The 22,901-nt window shown below is 49.3% G+C and carries 21 protein-coding genes; 11 read left to right on the forward strand and 10 right to left on the reverse strand.

Features of this window, described 5'->3' with window-relative positions; all coding sequences use genetic code 11:
- Nucleotides 1-145: winged helix-turn-helix transcriptional regulator (locus ACJAZW_RS09445; protein ID WP_415157460.1), on the reverse strand; the 145-nt coding region annotated here is incomplete at its 3' end.
- A 101-nt stretch (nt 146-246) separates the two neighbouring features.
- On the opposite strand from ACJAZW_RS09445, the gene ACJAZW_RS09450 reads away from it, so the two are divergent.
- A complete protein-coding gene (locus ACJAZW_RS09450) occupies nt 247-627 on the forward strand; it encodes a hypothetical protein (RefSeq protein ID WP_415157406.1) in 381 nt (126 codons plus the stop codon).
- Between the two features lie 609 nt (nt 628-1,236).
- Here the strand turns inward: ACJAZW_RS09450 and rpoD are convergent.
- From rpoD to ACJAZW_RS09470, 4 genes are all read right to left on the reverse strand, one after another.
- Entirely contained in the window at nt 1,237-3,234 is a 1,998-nt protein-coding gene (rpoD, locus tag ACJAZW_RS09455; RefSeq protein WP_415157408.1) for an RNA polymerase sigma factor RpoD, read from the reverse strand.
- A 183-nt stretch (nt 3,235-3,417) separates the two neighbouring features.
- Nucleotides 3,418-5,358: a DNA primase gene (gene dnaG / locus ACJAZW_RS09460; protein WP_415157410.1), complete on the reverse strand. Its 1,941-nt coding sequence runs from the start codon at nt 5,356-5,358 to the stop codon at nt 3,418-3,420.
- A gap of 65 nt (nt 5,359-5,423) precedes the next feature.
- The gene (locus tag ACJAZW_RS09465) at nt 5,424-5,936 is read right to left on the reverse strand and encodes a GNAT family N-acetyltransferase (protein WP_415157412.1); all 513 of its coding nucleotides are present in this window, start codon (nt 5,934-5,936) and stop codon (nt 5,424-5,426) included.
- A 6-nt stretch (nt 5,937-5,942) separates the two neighbouring features.
- Nucleotides 5,943-6,395, reverse strand: a complete 453-nt coding sequence (locus tag ACJAZW_RS09470) for a GatB/YqeY domain-containing protein (protein WP_415157414.1) — start codon at nt 6,393-6,395, stop codon at nt 5,943-5,945.
- A gap of 283 nt (nt 6,396-6,678) precedes the next feature.
- Between ACJAZW_RS09470 and carA the strand changes: the two genes are divergently transcribed.
- On the forward strand, nt 6,679-7,854 hold the full coding sequence (gene carA / locus ACJAZW_RS09475) for a glutamine-hydrolyzing carbamoyl-phosphate synthase small subunit (RefSeq protein ID WP_415157416.1): 1,176 nt from the start codon (nt 6,679-6,681) through the stop codon (nt 7,852-7,854).
- A 38-nt stretch (nt 7,855-7,892) separates the two neighbouring features.
- Here the strand turns inward: carA and ACJAZW_RS09480 are convergent, their stop codons facing one another.
- Nucleotides 7,893-9,056 (reverse strand): acyltransferase family protein, encoded by a 1,164-nt coding sequence (locus tag ACJAZW_RS09480; RefSeq protein WP_415157418.1) that lies wholly within the window; start codon nt 9,054-9,056, stop codon nt 7,893-7,895.
- Between the two features lie 422 nt (nt 9,057-9,478).
- Here ACJAZW_RS09480 and ACJAZW_RS09485 point away from each other — a divergent pair, with 422 nt between their 5' ends.
- Nucleotides 9,479-11,461, forward strand: coding sequence for a bifunctional 2',3'-cyclic-nucleotide 2'-phosphodiesterase/3'-nucleotidase (locus ACJAZW_RS09485; protein WP_415157420.1), 1,983 nt, complete (start codon nt 9,479-9,481; stop codon nt 11,459-11,461).
- Between the two features lie 31 nt (nt 11,462-11,492).
- Here ACJAZW_RS09485 and ACJAZW_RS09490 read toward each other — a convergent pair whose 3' ends face one another.
- Nucleotides 11,493-12,053 (reverse strand): TetR/AcrR family transcriptional regulator, encoded by a 561-nt coding sequence (locus ACJAZW_RS09490; RefSeq protein ID WP_415157422.1) that lies wholly within the window; start codon nt 12,051-12,053, stop codon nt 11,493-11,495.
- Between the two features lie 137 nt (nt 12,054-12,190).
- Here ACJAZW_RS09490 and ACJAZW_RS09495 point away from each other — a divergent pair, with 137 nt between their 5' ends.
- Nucleotides 12,191-12,670: an SRPBCC family protein gene (locus tag ACJAZW_RS09495; protein WP_415157424.1), complete on the forward strand. Its 480-nt coding sequence runs from the start codon at nt 12,191-12,193 to the stop codon at nt 12,668-12,670.
- A gap of 3 nt (nt 12,671-12,673) precedes the next feature.
- Here ACJAZW_RS09495 and ACJAZW_RS09500 read toward each other — a convergent pair whose 3' ends face one another.
- Both ACJAZW_RS09500 and adh read right to left on the reverse strand, forming a co-directional pair.
- Nucleotides 12,674-13,009 (reverse strand): DUF779 domain-containing protein, encoded by a 336-nt coding sequence (locus ACJAZW_RS09500; RefSeq protein ID WP_415157426.1) that lies wholly within the window; start codon nt 13,007-13,009, stop codon nt 12,674-12,676.
- A 50-nt stretch (nt 13,010-13,059) separates the two neighbouring features.
- Nucleotides 13,060-14,577 carry an aldehyde dehydrogenase gene (gene adh / locus ACJAZW_RS09505; RefSeq protein ID WP_415157428.1) on the reverse strand — a complete coding sequence of 506 codons (1,518 nt, stop codon included), beginning with the start codon at nt 14,575-14,577 and terminating at the stop codon, nt 13,060-13,062.
- Between the two features lie 221 nt (nt 14,578-14,798).
- Here adh and ACJAZW_RS09510 point away from each other — a divergent pair, with 221 nt between their 5' ends.
- The 5 genes from ACJAZW_RS09510 to carB all read left to right on the forward strand — a co-directional run bounded on the left by ACJAZW_RS09510 (nt 14,799) and on the right by carB (nt 21,359).
- Entirely contained in the window at nt 14,799-15,761 is a 963-nt protein-coding gene (locus tag ACJAZW_RS09510; RefSeq protein WP_415157430.1) for a GAF domain-containing protein, read from the forward strand.
- Nucleotides 15,762-15,911: 150 nt separating this feature from the next.
- The gene (locus ACJAZW_RS09515; protein WP_415157432.1) at nt 15,912-16,376 is read left to right on the forward strand and encodes a GNAT family N-acetyltransferase; all 465 of its coding nucleotides are present in this window, start codon (nt 15,912-15,914) and stop codon (nt 16,374-16,376) included.
- A gap of 27 nt (nt 16,377-16,403) precedes the next feature.
- Nucleotides 16,404-17,000 carry a glutathione S-transferase N-terminal domain-containing protein gene (locus ACJAZW_RS09520; protein WP_415157434.1) on the forward strand — a complete coding sequence of 199 codons (597 nt, stop codon included), beginning with the start codon at nt 16,404-16,406 and terminating at the stop codon, nt 16,998-17,000.
- Nucleotides 17,000-17,893: a DMT family transporter gene (locus ACJAZW_RS09525; RefSeq protein ID WP_415157436.1), complete on the forward strand. Its 894-nt coding sequence runs from the start codon at nt 17,000-17,002 to the stop codon at nt 17,891-17,893. The genes ACJAZW_RS09520 and ACJAZW_RS09525 overlap by 1 nt, the downstream gene beginning before the upstream one ends.
- A gap of 154 nt (nt 17,894-18,047) precedes the next feature.
- On the forward strand, nt 18,048-21,359 hold the full coding sequence (gene carB, locus ACJAZW_RS09530; protein WP_415157438.1) for a carbamoyl-phosphate synthase large subunit: 3,312 nt from the start codon (nt 18,048-18,050) through the stop codon (nt 21,357-21,359).
- Nucleotides 21,360-21,429: 70 nt separating this feature from the next.
- On the opposite strand, the gene ACJAZW_RS09535 is transcribed toward carB, so the two are convergent.
- Nucleotides 21,430-21,876, reverse strand: a complete 447-nt coding sequence (locus ACJAZW_RS09535) for a group III truncated hemoglobin (protein WP_415157440.1) — start codon at nt 21,874-21,876, stop codon at nt 21,430-21,432.
- A gap of 99 nt (nt 21,877-21,975) precedes the next feature.
- Between ACJAZW_RS09535 and ACJAZW_RS09540 the strand changes: the two genes are divergently transcribed.
- The gene (locus ACJAZW_RS09540; RefSeq protein WP_415157442.1) at nt 21,976-22,404 is read left to right on the forward strand and encodes an RrF2 family transcriptional regulator; all 429 of its coding nucleotides are present in this window, start codon (nt 21,976-21,978) and stop codon (nt 22,402-22,404) included.
- 220 nt (nt 22,405-22,624) lie between these two features.
- Nucleotides 22,625-22,837, forward strand: coding sequence for a cold-shock protein (locus ACJAZW_RS09545; protein WP_415157444.1), 213 nt, complete (start codon nt 22,625-22,627; stop codon nt 22,835-22,837).
- Nucleotides 22,838-22,901: the final 64 nt, after the last annotated feature.

A 22,901-nucleotide genomic window follows, 5' to 3' on the forward strand; every position in this document is an offset into this window, starting at 1 on the left:
TAATCCCAACAAGCGATCTTTGCAGTTCTGAATAGCGCTTTTTGCCAGGTAATAAATCGCGGATGATCAAGGTCGTCCACTTGCCGCCCAACACGTCGTTTGCACGCGCAACCGGACAAAATTCATCGCAATTACTCATTGTCATTTTTAGGCCCAATCAAAAAAGTTGCACTATACTTTTGGTAACTACTTCCTTTTGTATAGTGACTTGTTTAGGTTCTCGCAATCCCAAAGGAGAACGGAAATATGACAAAACAAAAAGCGCTACTTTGGCTTATTGCCATTTCACAATTCGCACTCGGCGCGTTGATTATCATCATACCCCAGCAATTCTTTTTGATGATGGGATTGAGTAGCCCACCTCTGGACAACAACTACATGTTGGGCATGTTGGGGGCGAGATTTCTTGCCTATGGGACAGGCATGGTGATGTTGGCGCGCCAACCAACTCCGAACTTATTCTGGATCCGCAACATGATATTTGTTCAACTTGTCGACTTTGCAGTCGGTGCGTTTTACCTATTTAGTGGCGTGATTGGTCTCAGTGTTGTTGCGTTCCCCATGTTCAACGCAGCGCTGTTTTCAACATTGTTGTGGTTTTGGTTTCCAAACCGAATAGCGGCATAAACATGTGGCGGTCGCAATTGTGCGGCCGCCCTTAACGCGCTGGTAGGCTTTTCAGGATAGAAAAAGCTGCGGCCATTTCGGCTATCCTTATGAATTGATTCAATAAAACTCCATAAGCCCCTGAAATTGAATCTCAATTCACAATTTCATTTCCAACAGAAACCAATTGCCGCAATACGCAACTGTCGGCATACTGGTCGACAAGCAGGTCAATTCTGGCCTCACAGACTGATTCAAGAAAATGCTCTAACCATTTGGCTTTGAATCATTTATCCGCAGCGCAGCTGAAATTACCGCAGGCCCACAAAGGGTTTCCTGCGTGTTTCTCGTTCAGCGCATTTCTTGAATCAATTGAATCACTTAGGCCGAAATCAGCCCAATTCGTTAGACTGTGGCATCAATCCGAGGGTGGCTCCAAGATAAGTATCCTCCCCCACACGCCAATTTGCGACCTGCTGATGATTGTTTTGACACAAATCCATGTGGTGCGCCCGACTGCCAAAGCGCGTCAGCCGCTTCAAATAAGGGGTCTAATGTGGGTTCATGCGACACTCTTGCCACAAAAAAAGGGCCCCACCGGGGCCCTTTAAAATTTCAAAACAATATCGACTAGTTGTCGAGGAACGAGCGTAGCTTACGGCTACGGCTCGGGTGCTTAAGCTTACGCAAGGCTTTGGCTTCGATCTGACGAATACGTTCGCGCGTCACGCTAAACTGCTGGCCAACTTCTTCCAAAGTATGGTCAGTGTTCATGCCAATACCAAACCGCATCCGCAACACACGTTCTTCACGTGGCGTCAATGACGCCAAAACGCGTGTTGTTGTTTCACGCAAGTTCGACTGGATCGCCGCATCAATCGGTTGGATCGCATTGCTGTCAGGAATAAAATCACCAAGGTTGCTGTCTTCTTCGTCACCGATTGGTGTTTCCAAAGAAATTGGTTCTTTAGCAATTTTCAAGACCTTGCGAACTTTGTCCAAAGGCATTTGCAGCTTTTCGCTCAATTCCTCAGGTGTCGGTTCACGGCCAATTTCGTGCAGCATCTGGCGCGATGTACGAACAATCTTATTGATCGTTTCAATCATATGCACCGGAATACGAATCGTGCGCGCTTGGTCGGCTATAGACCGGGTAATCGCTTGACGGATCCACCATGTTGCATAAGTGGAGAACTTATAACCACGGCGATATTCAAACTTATCAACGGCCTTCATCAAACCAATATTGCCCTCTTGGATCAAATCCAAGAATTGCAAGCCACGGTTCGTGTATTTTTTCGCAATAGAGATCACCAGACGAAGGTTGGCCTCAACCATTTCCTTTTTGGCAATCGCAGCTTCCCGCTCACCTTTTTGCACTTTGTGTACAAGCTGACGATATTCGGCAATATCAACACCGGTTTCTTGAGCCAATGTTTTAATCTCGTCGCGCAACTCTTCAATCATATTGCGTTCAGCGATTGCAAAGTTGGTCCAACCCGCGATTGGCAAAGTCGAAACACGATCAATCCATTCAGGGTCAAGTTCTGAACCCTGATATTGCTCCAAGAAATCTAAGCGTTTAATGCCATAGCTTTCCGCTAAGCGCAGCAAACGACCTTCAATACGCACAAGGCTTTTGTTGATGTCATAGAGCTGTTCAACAAGCGCTTCGATGCGGCCATTGTGAAGTGACAGGGATTTGACTTCCTTAATCACTTCAACATGCAAAGCGGCAAGTTTCTTTTTCTGGGCCGTGGTCAGCTCTTTTGATGCAAGCCGAAGTCCAACTTGCTCATCATGCAACTTGCGCAATTTCGCATAGGTGCTGGCAATCAGATCAAAGATTTCAACAACCTGAGGCTTTAATTCAGCCTCCATAGCTGACAATGAGAGGTTGTTTTCAAACTCGTCATCATCATCGTCATCATCGTCGTCGTCAGTGCTTTCGCCTTCTTTGCCTTCCGCATTTTCATTCTTGGCTTCTTCTGCTTTTTTTGCAGCTTCGTCCGAATGAACATTGGGTTCAGCAGTTTTAGCGTCTGGACCTGCGTAGGTTGCTTCCAAATCGATAATATCGCGCAACAATATCTCGCCTTCAGCAAGCTGGTCGCGCCAAATAATAATCGCCTGGAACGTCAAAGGGCTTTCACAAAGCCCCTCGATCATGGTTTCACGGCCAGCTTCGATACGCTTGGCGATCGCAATTTCGCCCTCGCGGCTTAAAAGCTCAACGGTCCCCATTTCACGCAAATACATACGCACAGGATCGTCGGTACGGTCGGACCCTTCTCGCGCATTGGATTTGGATGCAATTGCAGTGCCAGTGGCAACAGCAATTTCGGTGCCAGTTTTGGCCCGTTGCTCTGCCTCGTGCTCTTCCACTTCATCTTCTTCGATCACGGAGATGCCCATTTCTGAAAGCATCGCCATCACGTCCTCAATTTGTTCCGATGACACTTCGTTAGAAGGCATCACCTCATTGAGGGCGTCATAAGTTACATAGCCGCGTTTTTTCGCGAGCTTGATCACTTTCTTGACCGCGGATGCGGAAAGATCGAGAAGTGGGCCATCTTGGCTTTCGCCTGATTCTGGCTTCTCAGTTTCTTTCTGAGCCTTAGTCGCCATTCACATTCTCCTGAACGGGTAGCCGGCAAAATCGCCGAATGTATGTGGTGAGACAATCAGGCCAAGACAAGGGCGATTGTACAATGTTCCCCATAGGGCATAGACAATCATGCTTATCGTTTCGTTACCAAATGCAATAACTTAACAGTTAGATGCACAAAAACGCCGACCGGACACCTTCAATTACAGGTTCCGCGTCGAGCGCCCAGATAACGAACCAAACCCCTCAATCAGAGCCTCAGTGCCATCAACACTGGTAATCTGGTTCTGGATGTCTCGCAGCCTTTCATACGACTCTTCGCTCGGGTCACTGCCCAGCGCCAATTCGGCTGCTTTAAGCTCTCTATTTAAGCGATGTGATTTATATTGCAAGGCCAAAGCGTGATTCAATCCAACCTCGGCGTCTTGACTGTCCGTATCCAGCGCCACTTGCCATATCCCTTGTTGGCGCACAATGTTGTCAATTTGCCCCAACTCTATCGCACAACCACTTCGCTCAAGCGCCTCACGCAGCACTTTACTCGTGATTTCATGGTTGGCCGAAACCTGTGCCATCACAACATCCAAAACCTTGCGCGCAGCAACAGATTGCAGATCAATCTCAGCCAAGTCTTCAAGATGCTGTTCAACCAATTGTGGATGATTGATCAAGCCTACCAAAATCACCGCCTCGCGAGAGGCGACAGCGCTCGTTGAACTATTCGCCGAAAGCGTTTTCCGCAGCGCATTCGAAACTTCATATCCGCCACGTTGCGCCTTGGCATTGGGGCGCACGCCCGCAGCACCGTCTTTTCGATAGCCGCTATTATTCGTGCGGGGTTGCCCGTTATATTGCCGTTTTGGCCGAAAGAACTGGTAGAGTTTGTCGTTAAATGCTTGCCCATAATGTTTGCGCACAGAGGCATCTGCTATTTCATTCGCGATGTTTTTAAGTTTGTACTCCAAGGCAGCTTTTGCCTCAGGCGTGCCAACTTTTGCGCTGCGCGTTTCCCGCTCCCACACGGCTTCAGACAAAGGCAAAGCCGTATTCAGCAATTCCTCAAGCCCTTTGCGGCCCTCTTTTTGAATCAGATCATCAGGATCAACACCATCCGGCAGTGTAACAATTTGCGCGGACACACCCGGCTTGAGCATCGGCAGCATGATATCCATCGACTTTGACGCCGCCCGCTGCCCCGCACTATCACCATCAAAACACAGCACCGGATCACTGCTCATCTTCCACAACAAGCCCAAATGCTCGTCCGTCAGCGCCGTACCCAGCGGCGCCACAGCCCCTTCAAAGCCCACCTGCACCAGCGCGATCACATCCATGTAGCCTTCGACCACGATCAGCGGCTTGCCATCGTGAGATGCTTGGCGAGCCATTTGCCCATTGTAAAGCGTACGGCGTTTGTGGAAAAGTTCGGTTTCGGGTGAATTGAGGTATTTAGCCCGCGCTTCAGCTGACATGGCGCGACCGCCAAAAGCAACAACGCGCCCGCGAAAATCCAAAATGGGAAACATTAAGCGATTGCGGAACCGATCAAACGGCACGGCGATATCGTCACCAGCAATAAGCAGCCCGCAAGCAATCATTTCGTCTGACGTCACGCCGTTGGACGCTAAATATTCTTTCAATCCGTTGCGGCTTTCAGGGGCAAAGCCCAAACGAAACATTTGCTGGTATTTCGGCAAAACACCGCGTTCGTGCAAATAGCCACGTGCTCGTGCGCCGACATTGGCAGCCAGCGCTTGTTCAAAATAGCTCGTCGCCAAATCCATAACATCGTACAGTGACTTGCGCTTGCGGTCGCGAGCCTCTTCTTGCGCGTCGCGCGCAGGCATTGGGATGCCGGCTTGCCCTGCTAGTTTTTCAACGGCTTCAGGAAAAGACATGCCAGCCTTTTCAACCAAAAACCGGAAATGATCGCCTGAAACACCGCAACCAAAACAATGATATTGCCCACGCCGATCATCTGCATGAAAACTGGGTGTTTTTTCACCGTGAAACGGACAGCAGGCCCAAAAATCTCCGCGTTGTGGCTGAGATTTCTTTTTGTCCCATACCACATGCTCTCCCACCACTTGAGAGATCGATAATCGATCACGAATGTCGTCAAGGAATTGATCTGTGAACCGCATGGTCTCAATCTAATGGTCAAAGGGAGAGAATGGCAAACCCAAAGAATGCTTGGTAACAGTTTGGCTCAAGTAAGCCAACGTTCAAACGACACCATATCCCCACCAAAACCACGCCGGGCCCCGCCGTCAGTTTCAACGTTGAAACTTACAAAGCCAGCACGTTCCAAAACCCGGGTCGATCCAACGTTACTGGTGATCGCTCGACCAATTACGCGATTGATCGTAAATTCGTCTTGCAGCAATGCAATGCCGCACTCCACCAATCGACCAGCAACGCCCTGACCACTCCAACGCTCAGCAATGCGGTAACCAATTTCGGCCTGATCACCACCAATGGTAAAATTAAGACGTCCCACCACTTCATCGCCAACAGTCCCGACAAAATACAGACCCTCACGAGACCGCATATCAAGCAGCAGTACCTCAATTGCATTCTTCATGCCAGCATCTGTCAGCATTTCGGGCGCACGGGCTGGAACATACTGGCTAAAATAGTCCGTGTTCTCAGTCTCGAAACGCAAAAGCGCCGCACAATGATGCGGCGCAATCTTTTCAAGTTCAAATTGAACATTTGGCATTGAATACTAGCCGTTCAACGCGGTTTTTACAAACCTTGACGCTTGTCCAAAATCGATACGACCAGGATATTTCTCTTTGAGCACACCAACAACCTTGCCCATATCGCGCAATCCTTCAGCGCCGGTTTCAGCAATCGCCTCGCCAATGGCAGCTTCCACCTCATCCTGGGATAAGGGCTGGGGCAAAAATTCTTGGATAACCGCAATCTCTTCACGCTCTTGGATCGCCAATTCTTCGCGGCCATTTTCAGCATAAACGGTGGCTGATTCTTCGCGCTGCTTGACCATTTTTTGTAAGATCTGCAAGATCTCCTGCTCGCTCACAGGTTCCTTGCCTTTCCCCCGAGCTTCAATGTCCCGATCCTTGATCGCGGCATTGATCAACCGGTAAGTGCCGGTTCGACGTGGATCACGCGCCTTAATGGCGATTTTAAGCGCTGAGCTGATTTTATCTCGCATATTGTCGCAAAATTCCTTGATGATTTCAGCGCTGGTTATAACCAACGTGAAGGACAATGCCAATTTTTCTTTTCAGGTCAAACCAACGCATTGATTTTGTTAGGTTTAATCTTTCCTTCGAATCTGTTGACCTCATCGCCGTTCTCACATAATGTCCGCCCGATCCGGACCAGTTTAAGCGCAACGGGCCTTAAGGCATGCGTAAACGCACATCTAAGCGGCAACACTGGACTGAAGGATCGGTCAAATTTACGCCCACAATAAAGCGTTAAAAGGATTTGAGATGACCGGCTGGCAAGAAGAGAAAACCACCGCCCTTCTGATTTTGGAAAATGGAACACGCATTGAAGGTCGCGGCCTTGGGGCAACTGGACACGCAGTTGGCGAAGTTTGCTTCAACACCGCGATGACCGGCTACCAGGAAATTCTGACCGATCTGTCCTATGCAGGTCAAATTATTACCTTCACTTTCCCCCATATCGGAAATGTCGGTGTGAATGATCAGGATGTCGAAACCCCTGAACATGCCAGCGACACAGGCGCAAAAGGCTGCGTCCTAAAAGCCGACGTCACTAACCCATCCAACTATCGCTCAACCGGGCATCTGGATGCATGGCTTAAAAAGAAAAACATTATCGGCATTGCAGGCGTCGATACCCGCGCCCTCACCTCCTATATCCGCGAAAAAGGCCTCACCAATGGTGTGATCGCACACGCACCTGACGGTGTGTTTGACGAAGCTGCACTTGCTCAAGCACTCGCTGGTTTCAAAGGCCTTGAGCATGCCGACTTGGCAGCCGACGTTTCCACTGCAAAAACTTATGAATGGAAACAAGGTCGTTGGGTGTGGAACCAGGGATTTGCATCTGTCGACAACCCAAAAAATCACATTGTCGCCATCGACTATGGGGCAAAGGCCAACATTCTGCGCTGCTTGGCGCATGAATCTGTAACGGTGACGGTTGTGAGTGCGTCAACACCCGCCAAAGACATTCTCGCCTTAAACCCAGACGGCATCTTTTTGTCCAACGGACCGGGTGATCCAGCAGCCACCGGCAAATATGCGGTTGGCATTATTAAAGACTTGATTGCCAGTGAAAAGCCAATATTTGGCATTTGCTTGGGTCACCAATTGCTTGCGTTAGCATTGGGCGGCAAGACCGTCAAAATGCACCAAGGTCACCACGGCGCAAACCACCCAGTGAAAGATCTAACGACAGGCAAGGTGGAAATCACCTCGATGAACCACGGCTTCGCGGTGGACGCTGATAGCCTTCCTTTAGGCATCGCGCAGACACATATCTCACTGTTTGATCAATCAAACTGCGGCCTGTCGGTTGACGGTAAACCAATATTTTCGGTGCAATATCACCCCGAAGCTTCACCAGGTCCGCATGATAGTCACTACTTGTTCAAGCGCTTTATGAACAATGTAAGCAGCGTTAAAACAGTCGCCTAATAACGCCCTAAATACACGAACAATATTGAGCGATGGTCTTAAACAAGGCCGTCGCTCAGTTTTTTAGGCATCCGCATTGCAGCAATGTCCAGCACTACGGAAAATCCATGTTCCGCAAGCTTGCGAAACCGCCATTCAAACGCTTGAGAAAACAAAACCGCCGCGCCAAATGTAGCGCCAATGGCAACGAGCACGCTCAGCCAATAGGGCAATGCAGGATTTAGTGCACCTAAAATGAGAAAACCTAAATTCTCATGCAACAAATACCAAGAAAAACTCAACAGCCCAACATAGGCTAGACCGCTGCTGACAAAGGGCATATGTGGCAATTGCCAACCCGTGCAATAGGCATAAAACAGCGCTGCCAGCGCCAAAAACGCAACCGCAGAAAATACATTTCGGTCAAAAAGTAAGTTGTAACCATTGGCTGTTGCCTCAGCTTTGGTGCCAATGATCATCAAACACATGGTGCTCAAAACAACCAAAAACCAAAACAGATTGCGGTCAGCTCGACGATCTTTCTTAACAAAAACGCCGACAATGCCTAAAGCAAAAAACGGCAAGAATGGTGCAATTGCAGCTTTTTGCAATACGGTTGCGAGCACAGAAAAGACTTGAAACTGTTCGCTCAGCAGCGTGAGCAATATCCAACTTGTGCCGATCACAATTGCGGCATAGGCAAACATAATCCCTAGCTTGCGTGCATCTTTTATCACCATCGCGAGCATACCGATAAACACGTAGAATTGCACTTCAACCGTGATCGACCAGAACGAGCCGTTCACCCATTCAAATATGCCGCCCAACAAAAGCAGATTGCCAAACATATCGACAATTGTCGGCGCGACCTCCCGATAATGATATTCGGGCAATATCGGCAATTGAAAAACTTGATCGAGCGCAAACAAAAGCACAGTAGCGGCAATGAATACGGGGTATATGCGCGAAAACCGTTTTGCAAAAAACGTCCATATTGTCGGCGCTTTTTCCAAAGTGTAGAAAATGCAGAATCCGGAGATGATAAAGAAGAAATAGACGCCAACCCAACCAAAACTGATCGCGGGTAACACGCTGTCAGTCGCGCCAAACACTTCACGCGGCAACCGCGCCGTGTAGTGAAACAACACTACAAAAATCACGGCGACTGCACGGAATATATCAAGTGTCGGATCGCGCGCAGGCAGACTGGATTGCAAAAGCACTGAATTGGTCCAAACTCGGTTTCTATCAGTTTGAACAATCCTGCTTATTCTACGTACGCGCAATCTTTAGCTGCCGTTAATGTTAATGCCCGAGTCGCCCAATACCAAGCGCGTAACGCGTAACGCGTCCCGAATGGTCCCAGATAAGTTACAATTCACAAAACTGTCTTCAATTCGCCGCGAACCCGCAACAATTGGTCCCTATCGTTACGGCCATCAAACATGGGGATTTTGATGATCGATAAATGCATTTTACCATTTGGTCAAAGTATGGCACACTCCGCTGGTCGCTCCAATACTTGGCGGCCAATAGGTGGTGAGGCGCAGATAATAGCGCTCGAATTCTCGGAACATTCCGCCCCACCAATAAGTGCGCCGAACCAACCGCACAAATTTTAAGTTGACATAAGCGGAGGACTAAAATGTCACTTCTAAATTCTATTTCTAGGCGCTCATTTTTGGCAGGTACTGCCAGCGCGGGCGCCCTTATTGCCATGCACCCATTTGCGGCCATGGCCGGCACTTCCCAAGCCCATTTGCGGTTGATGGAAACAACAGACATCCACGTTTCAATCTTTCCATATGACTATTATGCAGATAACCCGAACGACACTATGGGCCTCGCCCGCACCGCAAAACTAATCAGCAATGTGCGCGCTGAAGCTACCAACTCCATGCTTGTCGATAATGGCGATCTGATTCAAGGCAACCCAATGGGTGACTATGTCGCCTATGAGCGTGGCTTCAAAGGCGGTGATCTTCACCCGATGGTCGCAGCTATGAACACCCTTGGCTACGATATCGCGACCGTCGGCAACCATGAATTCAACTATGGCTTAAGCTTCTTGGACAAAGCGCTCGCGGGTTCAAACTTCCCGTTTGTCAGCGCCAACATCGTCATGGGCACAGTCCTTGGCGAAGACCCCACAAAAGACAAAACGCTTTTCCCTCCTTTCAAAATCCTTGAAAAAGAAATCATCGATGGAGCAGGCGAAAAACGGCCAATCAAAATTGGTTTTATCGGCTTTGTGCCGCCACAAATCATGGTTTGGGATTTCCAACACCTGAACGGCAACGTCACAACGCGTGACATTGTTCAAACGGCAAAAGCCTATGTGCCACTTATGAAGGAACAAGGCGCAGACCTGATCGTGGCCCTATCTCACTCCGGCATCAGCGGCGAAGCGCAAACAGAAATGATGGGCAACGCATCGCTGCACTTGGCAGGCGTTGAAGGCATCGATGTTGTGTTCACGGGTCACCACCACAACGTATTCCCAAGTTCACAATATGAAGGCATCGAGGGTGTCGATATTGAAAAGGGGACATTGCAAGGCAAGCCAGCGGTCATGGCGGGTTTTTGGGGATCACATATGGGCCTCATCGATTTGTTGATCGAAAATGACGGCAATACGTGGAAAATTGTCTCTCATACGTCAGAAGCGCGCCCAATCTCTGAGCGTGTGGACCGCACGGTTAATCCGCTGGTCGAAAGCGAACCATCAGTTCTCGCATCAGTGCAAAAAACTCATGACGAAACGCTAGAATATGTACGAACAGCTGTTGGCCAAACCGATGCTAAATTGCACTCCTACTTTGCTCTCGTGGCTGACGATCCATCCGTTCAAATCGTGTCGCAAGCCCAAATATGGTACACCGAACAAATGATGCGTGGCACCGAATGGGAGGGCTTACCAATCCTGTCGGCAGCCGCCCCATTTAAAGCTGGCGGTCGTGGTGGTCCAGACTATTACACTGACGTTCCTATTGGTCCTGTGGCCATCAAAAATGTGGCTGATTTGTACCTCTATCCAAACACAGTGCGCTCCGTTGAAGTCACAGGTGCAGGCGTAAAAGAATGGCTCGAACGTTCAGCGGGTATTTTTAATCAAGTTGAAACCGGAAAAGCCGATCAGGTATTGGCCAACCCCGACTTCCCATCATATAATTTTGATGTGATTGATGGAGTGACCTACAAAATCGACATTTCGCAGCCATCAAAATATCCAGCAAGAGGCGGCGATGCCATCAACCCAGATGCAAACCGCATTATCGATCTTCGCTATAATGGCGAACCGATTGATATGAACCAACGCTTTGTCGTGGCAACCAACAATTATCGTGCTGGCGGCGGTGGCGCATTCCCTGGTCTTGGCGAAAAAGCCATCATTTTTGTTGGTCCAGACACAAACCGAGACGTGATCGTGCGCTACATCGTGGAAAAAGGCACCATCAACCCAGCAGCTGATAGCAACTGGTCACTTGCCCCATTACCGGGGACGTCAGTGTTGTTTGAAACAGGTCCAAAGGCGCAAGAATATTTGGACGATGTTACTGCTGTCGACATTGAATATGTTGGCCAAGCGGAAAGCGGCTTCGGTCAATACCGGATCAAACTTGACTAAATCAAATTGGAGGGGAGCAATCCCCTCCTTTTTAACTTTGAACTTGCAACAGGTCGCGCATGTCCTTGCGGATGGCTTCAATGGAAGCTGCCTGATTAGGCTGACTGGCAAACACTGACATCATGATTGCAAGTGCTGCAAATTGACGCCCAACTTGCTGAGGTGTGAAATGAAAATCCGATTGTCCGTGCTCAATAGCCAGCTGAGCATTTTGCGCAATCAGTGCAATCAGCTCACTAACATAATCGGCATATATTTTCGCGACTTCAACATCCTCACGCAACGGCCCAGCGGCGCTGCGCATCAAAAAACAACCGTTCCAACCTTCTGCCCGGCTGGCATCTACAAAGCCATCAAAGAATGCGTCCAACCCGGCGCGACCTTGTCCTACAAACGGTTTGATCATCACTTCACGCAAACCCGCCACATAAAAATTCAACGCATCATGTACTAGAGCAGTTTTGTCTGGCCATATGCTGTATAGCGCCTTGCGGCTCACGCTACTTGCAGCAACAAGGTCAGCATAAGACGTCTGATCCACGCCTTGCTTCCAAAACAAATCGACCGCACTTTCCAGAATTTTTTGGCGCACACTAATCACCCAACATTCTCATAAATCAAAAACTTGTTGACAGAGAATGCACATTCTCCGATATTCAGTCAACAGGAGAACGTGCGTTCTCACACGTCAGTTAAGCGTCAAATAGGCATCAATAACAAGGATGAATTATGTCATATATCCACGTCGACCTCAAAACAGCAGCATCTCCAGCGAGTTGCTGGGAGCTATTGAAGGACTATCAAAATATCGCCTTCTTCAATCCCTATGTTGAAAAATCATTTTTGCTCGGCGAGCAACAAGCTCATGGAGTTGGCGCGCTACGGCAATGTAATTTCACCGATGGCAAAAATTTCATCAAAGAACGCATCATCGATTGGCAGGAAGGGGAAAGTTTCACCGTCGACATTTATGAGGGCACCATGCCAGTGAACAACATCAAGACTTCGCTGGGCATCACCCCGAACGCTACAGGTGGAGCTCAACTTTACATGCACATGGAATATACGCCAAAGTGGGGCTTTGTGGGCTCAGTCCTCAATCGCCTGGTGATGAAAAGTCAATTTGAAAAAATGGCAACTGGCGTCTTGAAAGGGCTTGAAGAAAAGGCTCTTCAATCCACATCGTTACCTACAAAGGATGTCGCCTAGGCGTCACACCTTGCAAATCTTTGAACGGGTGAGGAAACGCTTTTCTCGCCCGTTATCCAGCGAAAACATCCCCCCTCGTCCCGGTACGACGTCGATTATGAGATTGGTATGTTTCCATACCTCATATTGCGCGCCACCGATATAGAATGGCGCACCGCCAATTTCGCCCAACAACACGTCATTGTCACCGATGATAAAATCACCTTGCGCGTAGCACATGGGCGACGATCCGTCGCAACAACCACCGGACTGGTGAAACAAAATTTCGCCGTGATCAGTTTTGATCTGCGCAATCAACTGCAAAGCAGCGGCCGTTGCGACAACCTTTTCATCCGGCATCCATACCTCCCAAAAAGAAAGAAGGCCGGGCGAACCCGACCTCCATTGCATCAAAAGAAACCAAGCTTTTGTGGTGAATAGCTCACCAGCATATTTTTGGTTTGCTGATAATGATCTAACATCTTGAGGTGGTTTTCGCGGCCAATACCTGATTGTTTATAACCACCAAACGCCGCGTGCGCCGGATAGGCGTGATAACAGTTTGTCCACACACGACCCGCCTGAATGGCACGACCAAAACGATAGCAAGTGTTTGCATCGCGGCTCCATACACCAGCGCCAAGCCCATAAAGCGTGTCGTTAGCAATTGAGAGCGCTTCCTCCTCATCCTTAAATGTCGCGACTGACACCACCGGACCAAAGATTTCTTCTTGGAACACACGCATTTTGTTGTGCCCTTTAAAAACCGTTGGCTGAACGTAATAGCCATTCGCCAAATCACCGCCAAGATGAGCCTGTGCGCCACCCGCCAAAACCTCAGCCCCCTCTTGCTTGCCGATATCAAGATAGGAGAGGATTTTTTCCATTTGCTCCGAAGATGCCTGCGCACCAATCATTGTTGCGGGATCCAGCGGGTTGCCTTGCACAATCGCGTTCACACGTTTGAGCGCACGTTCCATAAATTCTTCATAAATGTCTTCATGAATCAACGCCCGGCTCGGACAAGTGCAAACTTCTCCTTGATTGAGCGCAAACATCACAAAACCCTCAATAGCTTTGTCAAAATAATCATCGTCTTCGCGCGTAACATCTTTAAAGAAAATGTTGGGAGACTTGCCGCCTAACTCTAAGGTTACTGGGATAAGGTTTTGGCTGGCATATTGCATGATCAAGCGACCAGTCGTTGTTTCACCCGTGAACGCAATTTTGGCAATTCTGTTACTCGATGCCAACGGCTTGCCCGCTTCCAAACCAAAACCGTTCACAACGTTCAATACGCCTTTAGGCAACACGTCAGCGATCAATTCCATTAAGATCAAAATGGAAGCCGGTGTTTGCTCCGCCGGCTTCAACACCACACAATTGCCCGCAGCCAAAGCCGGCGCGAGTTTCCAAGTGGCCATAAGAAGGGGGAAATTCCATGGAATGATCTGGCCAACAACACCCAAGGGCTCATTGAAGTGATAAGCCACAGTATCATTATCGATCTGGGCAATCGAGCCTTCCTGTGCGCGAATGACGCCACCAAAATACCGGAAATGGTCAATGGCTAACGGCATGTCTGCAGCAGTTGTTTCGCGGATCGGCTTGCCATTATCCCACGTTTCAGCTTCGGCCAGCAGGTCAAGGTTTTGCTCCATGATATCGGCAATTTTGTTCAACATCACACCGCGTTCGGCCTGACTTGTTCGACCCCATGCGTCCTTGGCTGCATGCGCCGCATCCAAAGCCAGCTCAATATCGGCTTCATTCGAGCGCGCCACTTCACAAATAACTTGCCCGTTAATTGGCGACGTATTCTCAAAATATTTACCTGATACTGGCGCAACAAATTCACCATTGATGAAGTTGCCATATTGATTCTTAAAAATACGGGACGCAGACCGCGTAATATCAATCTTGTTCATTGTATCCTCCTCTCGCCCTTTTTAGGCGTGAGAAACAGCATGACGGTTTACCTCACCACCCGTCACCTGGGGACAACAACATATGGCACCCAACCTGTCTCAAAACCGAGACATAGACGCGCACAATTCCGCGCAACTCATCACCAAAGGTACATTTGAGGATTGTCCCCCTCTATATCGGAGAAAAATGCTGTGTTATTCTTTTGGTCGGGAGGACAATTATGGCGACAAATATCAGGCACGCAGACTATGTGCGTTCGATTGTAGAAAAAAAGCAATCTGCAGTTCAATCTGGCTTGGCGGCGTCTTGGCGACGTTCGATGCTACATCACGGACTGCGACCTGAACAGCAACGTCGCGCCGATCAAGTTTCTGAACATATGCTCCTCAACGCGCGTGAAAAATTGGGTTTCCTCTTGCATGTCGCACAGCCAATTTTGCAAAAACTGTTTACAACTGTGGACCGATCCGGCTGCGTTGTTCTGCTGTCCGATATAGATGGGTTGATCATCGCTAGCCAATCCCAGGACGGCGACCGAATGGTGTTTGATCAATGGGGCCTCTCCTCGGGCTCTGTGTGGAGTGAATCCCAACAAGGCACCAACGGCATAGGCACTTGCGTTGCCGAGCAGCGTCCAGTGGTGATCCACCGCGACCAGCATTTTAAAAGCCAAAATACCATGATGAGCTGCATGGGCGCACCCGTCTTTGACAATGAAGGCAATATGATCGCCGTACTCGACGTCTCCAGCTGTCGCAGCGATCTCACGAGCGGGTTTGCCAGCGTTTTTGGCAAAGTTGTCGCTGATACCGCCCAGAAAATAGAGCAGGACTATTTTCGCGCATCCTTCCGGAACGCCAGAATAGTCATGGCTCCAACCGAAGACCTGAATGCCGCTGCGCTACTCGCAGTGGATCAAGATGAATTGGTGATTGGTGCAAATCGCCATGCCCGCAAAGCCTTTAATTTGACTGATGACAAGATTGCCGAGCCGCGCCCCCTGAGCGATTTGATGGGCGGCAGCAATCAACAAAAAGCCAGTCTGCAAAACGCTGAGAAGTCCGAGCTCCGCAGGGCCTTGGCCCGCACCAAAGGCAATGTTTCGCTGGCAGCACGGCAATTGGGCATATCCCGCGCAACCATGTATCGACGCATGCAGCGGCTCGATATTTCGACAAATTAGACCTCGTTTGGCGCAATTTACAGGCCGAGTCTCATTTTTGAGACAGTTTGCGGCACAAAAAATACGCCTGACAGTTAACACCAGCGTCTTGCCGAATGTAGCGCGCACTATTAATTTGCAAAAACCATCCCGCCAATCTTTGGAGCCGTTATGTCCGCCCTCAACATCAGACCAGCCATGCGCAGCGATATAGCAACGATCCTCAGCCTTTCTGTTGGGGGCAACGCTCCCGGGCGCAAAATTATTGATGATCCAGCGGATGCGGATCAACCAGAATATCAAAAAGTCTGGAACGCACTCGAAAAAGACCCAACAAATTTCTACGTGATCGCTGAGTTGGAAGGCGAACCTGTTGGTTGCATGCAGATCAACATTTTGCACGGCTTGGCGGGGCGCGGAAAATCACGAGTCCAACTCGAGGGGGTGCACATTCGGGCAGATCAACGTGGCAAAGGTTTGGGCAGTCAAATGATCCAATGGGCCATAGATCAAGCGAGGACAAACGGCGCGCGCATGGTGCAACTTACATCTGCAAAAACGCGCTCTGAAGCCCATAAATTTTATGCAAAATTGGGTTTTGAAAATTCTCATGAAGGCTTTAAGTTGAATTTCTAACCTTGCCGCCTTGTTTAGGAAACATCGATGAAACTACTGGTCTCCCATGCGTCTCCATACGCCCGCAAATGTCGCATCACTGCCATTGAAAAGGGCATAATTGACCTTGAAGAGGTGCATGTAAACCCAATCGACGAGCCAGAAAAACTTAACCACATCAATCCATTGGGAAAAATACCTTGCCTCATCTATGGCGAGGGGAAGACACTTTTTGATAGCCCTGTCATCTGCGCCTATTTTGATGAAATCGGTGCTGGTCCGAAATTAACGCCAGCACAGAGCCCTGCCCATTGGGCGATGCGTCGACACGAGGCGATAATCGATGGAATATTGGATAGCGCTTTAGGCCTCGTCCACGAATATCGCAAGCCAGCAGAAAAGCACTTTGATATGTGGATACAGCGTTGGGGCTGCGCCATTGATCGCTCATTGTCCCAACTCAACAACGAACTAGACCAAATTGGCGGCGAGATCTCCACGGCTCAAATCGCTCTGGGTGCTGCCATAGGCTACCTGAACTTTCGGCTTGGCGAGAAGGACTGGCTTGCCCCTTACCCGGAACTGACTGCCTGGTATGCAGAATTTGCAAAACGCCCTTCGATGCGCAAAACATTGCCACAATAATGTCGCGCACCACGTCAACGCTTATCGGCATAATCGCAATTTTGCTGTGGTCTTTTTTGGCTTTGTTCACTGCCGCAAGCGGCGAAATCCCGCCATTCCAGCTGAACGCAATGGCCTTTGCCGTTGGTACTTTGGTTGGTATGGCGAAGTGGATCAAAGACCCCGCCTCGATTAAAAAACTCCGCCAACCACCGTTGGCCTGGGCGTTGGGCGTTGCCGGGCTATTTGGCTATCATTTCTTCTACTTCACTGCATTGCGCAACGCACCCACCATCGAAGCAAGCTTGATTGCTTATTTATGGCCGCTACTTATTGTCGTATTCTCAACATTTTTGCCGGGCGAAAGGCTTAAATGGCAACATCTTGTTGGCAGCATTCTTGGGTTAGGCGGCGCTGTATTGATCGTGACTGGCGGCCAAGGGTTCACCTTCAATTCAGATTTCACGTATGGATATTTGATGGCGCTATTGAGCGCGCTAACATGGTCGACCTATTCGGTGCTTTCACGCCGGTTCGCCAAAGTCCCAACCGATACGGTGACCGGGTTTTGCGCAGCGACCGCTATTTTGTCTCTTGGGGGGCATTTGATTTGGGAAACAACTATTTGGCCACAAGATATGACCCAGTGGATTGCGGTTATTGGTGTGGGCCTTGGACCACTTGGCCTTGCGTTTTACGTTTGGGATCATGGTGTCAAACATGGTGACATCCAAGTTATAGGCGCAGCATCATATGCAACGCCGCTGCTATCAACTTTCTTGCTGATCAGTTTTGGTGTGGCCCAGTTCAATTTTGCTATTGGCGCATCGAGTCTGTTGATAACTTTAGGGGCCAGCATTGCCGCAAAAGACATGATATTTAGGCGCAAAACGGTACATGTTAACGCAAACTGAGTTCTATTCCGGCAAAAGCGCATTTTTCTTTAATTGTGGGGTTCCCCTTTGCCCATTTACGCCCTAAAACGCGATCTCAGCCACACATGAGATGAATCGCCACCCGAGCCGCGCCTCCACGCCGTTCGAGATTGGCCTGCTGAGAAGTGATGTTATGCCCAAACGCGAAGATATTTCCTCTATCCTGATCATTGGCGCTGGACCCATTATTATCGGTCAAGCATGTGAATTTGACTATTCGGGAACCCAAGCCTGCAAAACGCTTAAGGCTGAGGGCTACCGCATCATTCTGGTCAACTCCAACCCGGCAACGATCATGACGGACCCGGACCTAGCCGACGCAACATATATGGAGCCGATTACCCCTGAAGTTGTGGCCAAGATCATCGAAAAAGAACGCCCCGACGCGCTTCTGCCGACAATGGGCGGCCAAACAGCGCTGAACTGCGCGCTATCCTTGCGCAAAATGGGCGTATTGGAAAAATTCGGCGTCGAAATGATCGGCGCAACAGCCGAGGCCATCGACATGGCCGAAGATCGTGACCTATTTCGCGCCGCAATGGACAGGATTGGGCTGGAAACACCGATCTCAATGCTGGCTCACGATCTCAAAGAGGCACTTGAAGCACTCGAGGTTGTTGGCCTGCCCGCAATCATTCGCCCCTCCTTCACCATGGGTGGTACCGGCGGTGGCGTCGCATACAACCGCGAAGAATATATTGCAATCGTTGAAGGCGGCATTGACGCTTCGCCAACCAATGAAGTGTTGGTCGAAGAAAGCATTATCGGCTGGAAAGAATATGAGATGGAGGTTGTCCGTGATAAAAAGGACAATTGCATCATCATCTGTTCAATCGAAAATATCGACCCAATGGGCGTGCACACTGGCGACAGCATCACCGTGGCCCCTGCGCTAACACTCACCGATAAAGAATATCAGATCATGCGCGACGCCTCACTGGCGGTGCTGCGCGAAATTGGTGTCGAAACAGGCGGCTCAAACGTTCAGTTTTCCGTAAACCCAAAAGACGGTCGCCTGATTGTCATTGAAATGAACCCACGCGTATCCCGTTCATCTGCTTTGGCGTCAAAAGCAACCGGCTTTCCTATTGCCAAAGTCGCTGCACGCCTAGCGGTTGGCTACACACTCGACGAGTTGGAGAACGACATCACTGGCGGTGCAACACCCGCTTCGTTCGAACCTTCCATCGATTATGTGGTCACCAAAATCCCACGTTTCGCCTTCGAAAAATTTCCCGGCGCAGACAATCGCTTAACAACGGCTATGAAATCTGTTGGCGAGGCCATGGCGATTGGCCGCACGTTCCAAGAGAGCATGCAAAAAGCCTTGCGATCACTTGAAACGGGTCTAACCGGTTTCAACGAAATGGGCATCGCTGGCGTTGGTGAAGGCGACGACAAAAACGCTGTGCGTGCGGCATTGGCCAAACCAACACCCGACCGCATTTTGGTCATTGCTGACGCGATGCGCCTCGGTTTTGATGACGAGTTCATCCATAATGCTTGCCAGTTTGACCCGTGGGTACTCGAACAAATCCGCGGCATCGTTGATATGGAAGCAAAGGTCAAAACCCACGGCCTACCTGATAACGCACAACAGCTCCGCAAACTCAAAAGTATGGGCTTTGCCGACACGCGCCTTGCCGATCTGACCGACAAGAAACCGCGCGAAATTAAAGCCCTGCGCGACAAACTGGACGTGCACCCGGTCTATAAACGTATCGACACCTGTGCGGCCGAGTTCGCATCGCCAACCGCCTACATGTATTCAACATACGAAGTTCCATTTGCTGGAGCGCCGGTTTGTGAAGCAAATCCCTCCGACAAAAAGAAGATCGTTATTTTGGGTGGCGGACCAAACCGGATCGGCCAAGGTATCGAATTCGACTATTGCTGCTGTCATGCGGCATACGCGCTGTCCGAGGCGGGTTACGAGACCATCATGGTCAACTGTAACCCAGAAACCGTTTCAACCGACTATGACACATCAGATCGACTGTATTTTGAACCTTTAGCCAAAGAAGATGTGCTCGAAATCCTGCACCTTGAGCAGTCAAAAGGCACACTTGCAGGGGTAATTGTGCAGTTCGGCGGGCAAACACCGTTAGGACTTGCAAATTCGATCAAACGTGCAGGCTTCCCGATTTTGGGCACACAACCTGAAGCGATTGATTTAGCCGAAGACCGTAACCAGTTCCAAAAACTATTACATGAACTTGAATTGACCCAGCCGCGCAACGGCATTGCTTATTCGCTTGAGCAATCGCGCATGGTCGCTGAGGATATCAGCTATCCGCTGGTTATTCGTCCATCATTCGTGTTGGGTGGCCGCGCCATGGCCATCGCTAACAACTCAGACGAGTTCGAAGACTATATTCAAAGCACCCTCACAGAATTGGTGCCGCCACACATTCGTCAAAAATATCCAAACGACAAAACCGGCCAAATTAACTCAGTCCTCGCCACCAACCCATTGCTGTTTGATAGCTATTTGGGTGGGGCAATTGAAATTGATGTCGACACACTTTGCGACGGTACAGATGTGTTTGTGGCTGGCATCATGGAACATATCGAGGAAGCGGGCGTTCACTCTGGCGACAGCGCGTGTTCCCTGCCATCTCGAAACCTAGACGCAGACACGATCACCGAGATAAAGCGCCAGGCAACCGAATTAGCATTGGCCCTTAATGTGGGTGGATTGATGAACATTCAATTTGCGCTCAAAGATGGCACATTATATGTGCTCGAAGTGAACCCACGCGCATCGCGCACGGTGCCATTTGTCGCCAAAGTCATAGGCATGCCGATTGCAAAAATCGCGGCCCGCATCATGGCTGGCGAAAAGCTCTCAAGCTTCAACTTAAAAGAGCCAGTGCTCAAACACATCGCTGTCAAAGAAGCAGTGTTCCCGTTTGCCCGCTTCCCTGGCGTTGACACAATTCTTGGCCCGGAAATGCGCTCCACCGGCGAAGTGATCGGCCTTGATACCGATTTTGGTGTGGCGTTTGCCAAAAGCCAACTTGGTGGTGGCACGAAAGTGCCAAAGTCCGGCACTGTTTTCGTATCCGTGCGTGACGAAGACAAAGCGGCCATTTTGCCGAGCATCAAGAAGCTCGAAGAGATTGGCTTCAAAGTCATCGCCACCAGCGGCACCCGCAGGTTCTTGTACGAAAACGGTGTCAGAGCCGAAAAAATCAATAAGGTTCTTGAGGGTCGCCCACACTCTGTGGACGCTATGAAAAACGGCGAAGTGCAGCTGGTGATCAACACCACTGCCGGGCGACAAGCACTCAAAGACAGTCGTGATTTGCGCCGTACCGCGTTGCTGAACAAAATCCCCTATTATACCACCATTGCTGGAGCGATTGCGGCAGTTGATGGCATCGTGTCTTATTCCACTGACACGCTGACAGTAAAATCTGTGCAAGAATATTTCGCGGTTTAGAATGTTTTTGAAATGAATAAGCGGCCAGATGGATATCCTCCCTCTGGCCCTTTTCTACAGAATAACAAAGTTAGCGCATCGAGCCGGCCGCGTCGGCAGCTGGATCATAAAACATCCCCGACATCAAACTCTTGGCAATGTTTCGCGCGCGCGCGTTGAAGAAGCTCTTGGCTTCCGGCGAAGGTGCTATCTCGTCCAAATTTTGCGCGAACAATTCTAGCCAGCGCTCAAAGTGCCACCGCTCGACATGTTTCAGCTTCATATGCACAGGCATTGGTCGGCCATGATATTCGCCAGTTTTTAGCGCGATAGATCCCCAAAACTGTTTCATTTTCGCCAAATGCGGCGGCCAGTTATCACCGATAATAGCGTCAAATATTGGCCCAAGGTCTTTGTCAGTGCGCACCTTTTTGTAAAAGCTTTCGACAAGCACTGAAATAAACGCTTCATCAATGCCAAAACCATTGGCTTCACGACGATAGTTTTCTCTGTGAGTCTCTGCAAAACTATTGCTCATTGGACAGCGCCTTTTAAAGATGCATACTGAATGCATCTTTATTGCATTCAGGGGTAAATGCAATATGCACCCTCACAAGTTACCGAAAAGAGGCCATAAGTGCACCTGACCAGCCAAACTGATTATGCGTTGCGGCTCCTGATGTATCTTGGCGCCATCTCGCCTGAAATGCGCACCATCGCGCAAATTGCTGCGGATCTAAAAATTTCCAAAAACCACCTAATGAAGATCGTCAACAAACTCACGAGCGCAGAACTCTTAAAGACAGTGCGCGGCAAAAGTGGTGGTGTGACCATAAATCGCAATGCCTACAACATCACTATTGCGGAAATAGTTGAGCACACAGAGCCAAATTTTGCGATTGTTGAGTGTTTAGGAAAAGAAAATTGCAAATGTGTATTCACCGGATACTGCTCGCTTACGACACTCTTTACTGATGCCAAATCAGTGTTTATTGAACACCTTCGAACAAAAACTTTGAGCGACATAATAAAAGAAAATTCTATTCTATCTTCTGCATTGAATTAAAACATTCGAATTCATAGATTGAAAATTCTGATTTTGGAATGTTTTTACCCAGTTGAAATTTTCTCGATTCAATTCTATATTTCATCAATCGAATATTGGCCGAACGACCTGGCCGGAGCTAACTCCGTGAATGCACCGTTTCTACCAAGATCGATTTACACCCAAAAAGCTCGCGGCGAGTGTTTGGGACTTTGGCAGTATTTCACGAAAGGATATCTCCATGGCTACAGGTACAGTTAAGTGGTTCAACTCTCAAAAAGGCTACGGCTTCATTCAGCCAGCGGATGGCAGCAATGACGTGTTTGTGCACATTTCAGCTGTTGAAAGCTCTGGACTTTCGGCGCTCGCTGAAAATCAAAAGGTGAGTTATGAATTGATACAGGACAAACGTTCTGGAAAATTCTCAGCAGGTGAACTCTCACTTGAAGATTAAGCCATAAAAGGTTATTTCTACTGCTTCGCGCATTTAACGCTTCGTCAGCTTGAGGTGCGCGAGG

Source organism: Maritalea sp. (assembly GCF_047634455.1).
Taxonomy (GTDB): Bacteria; Pseudomonadota; Alphaproteobacteria; order Rhizobiales; family Devosiaceae; genus Maritalea.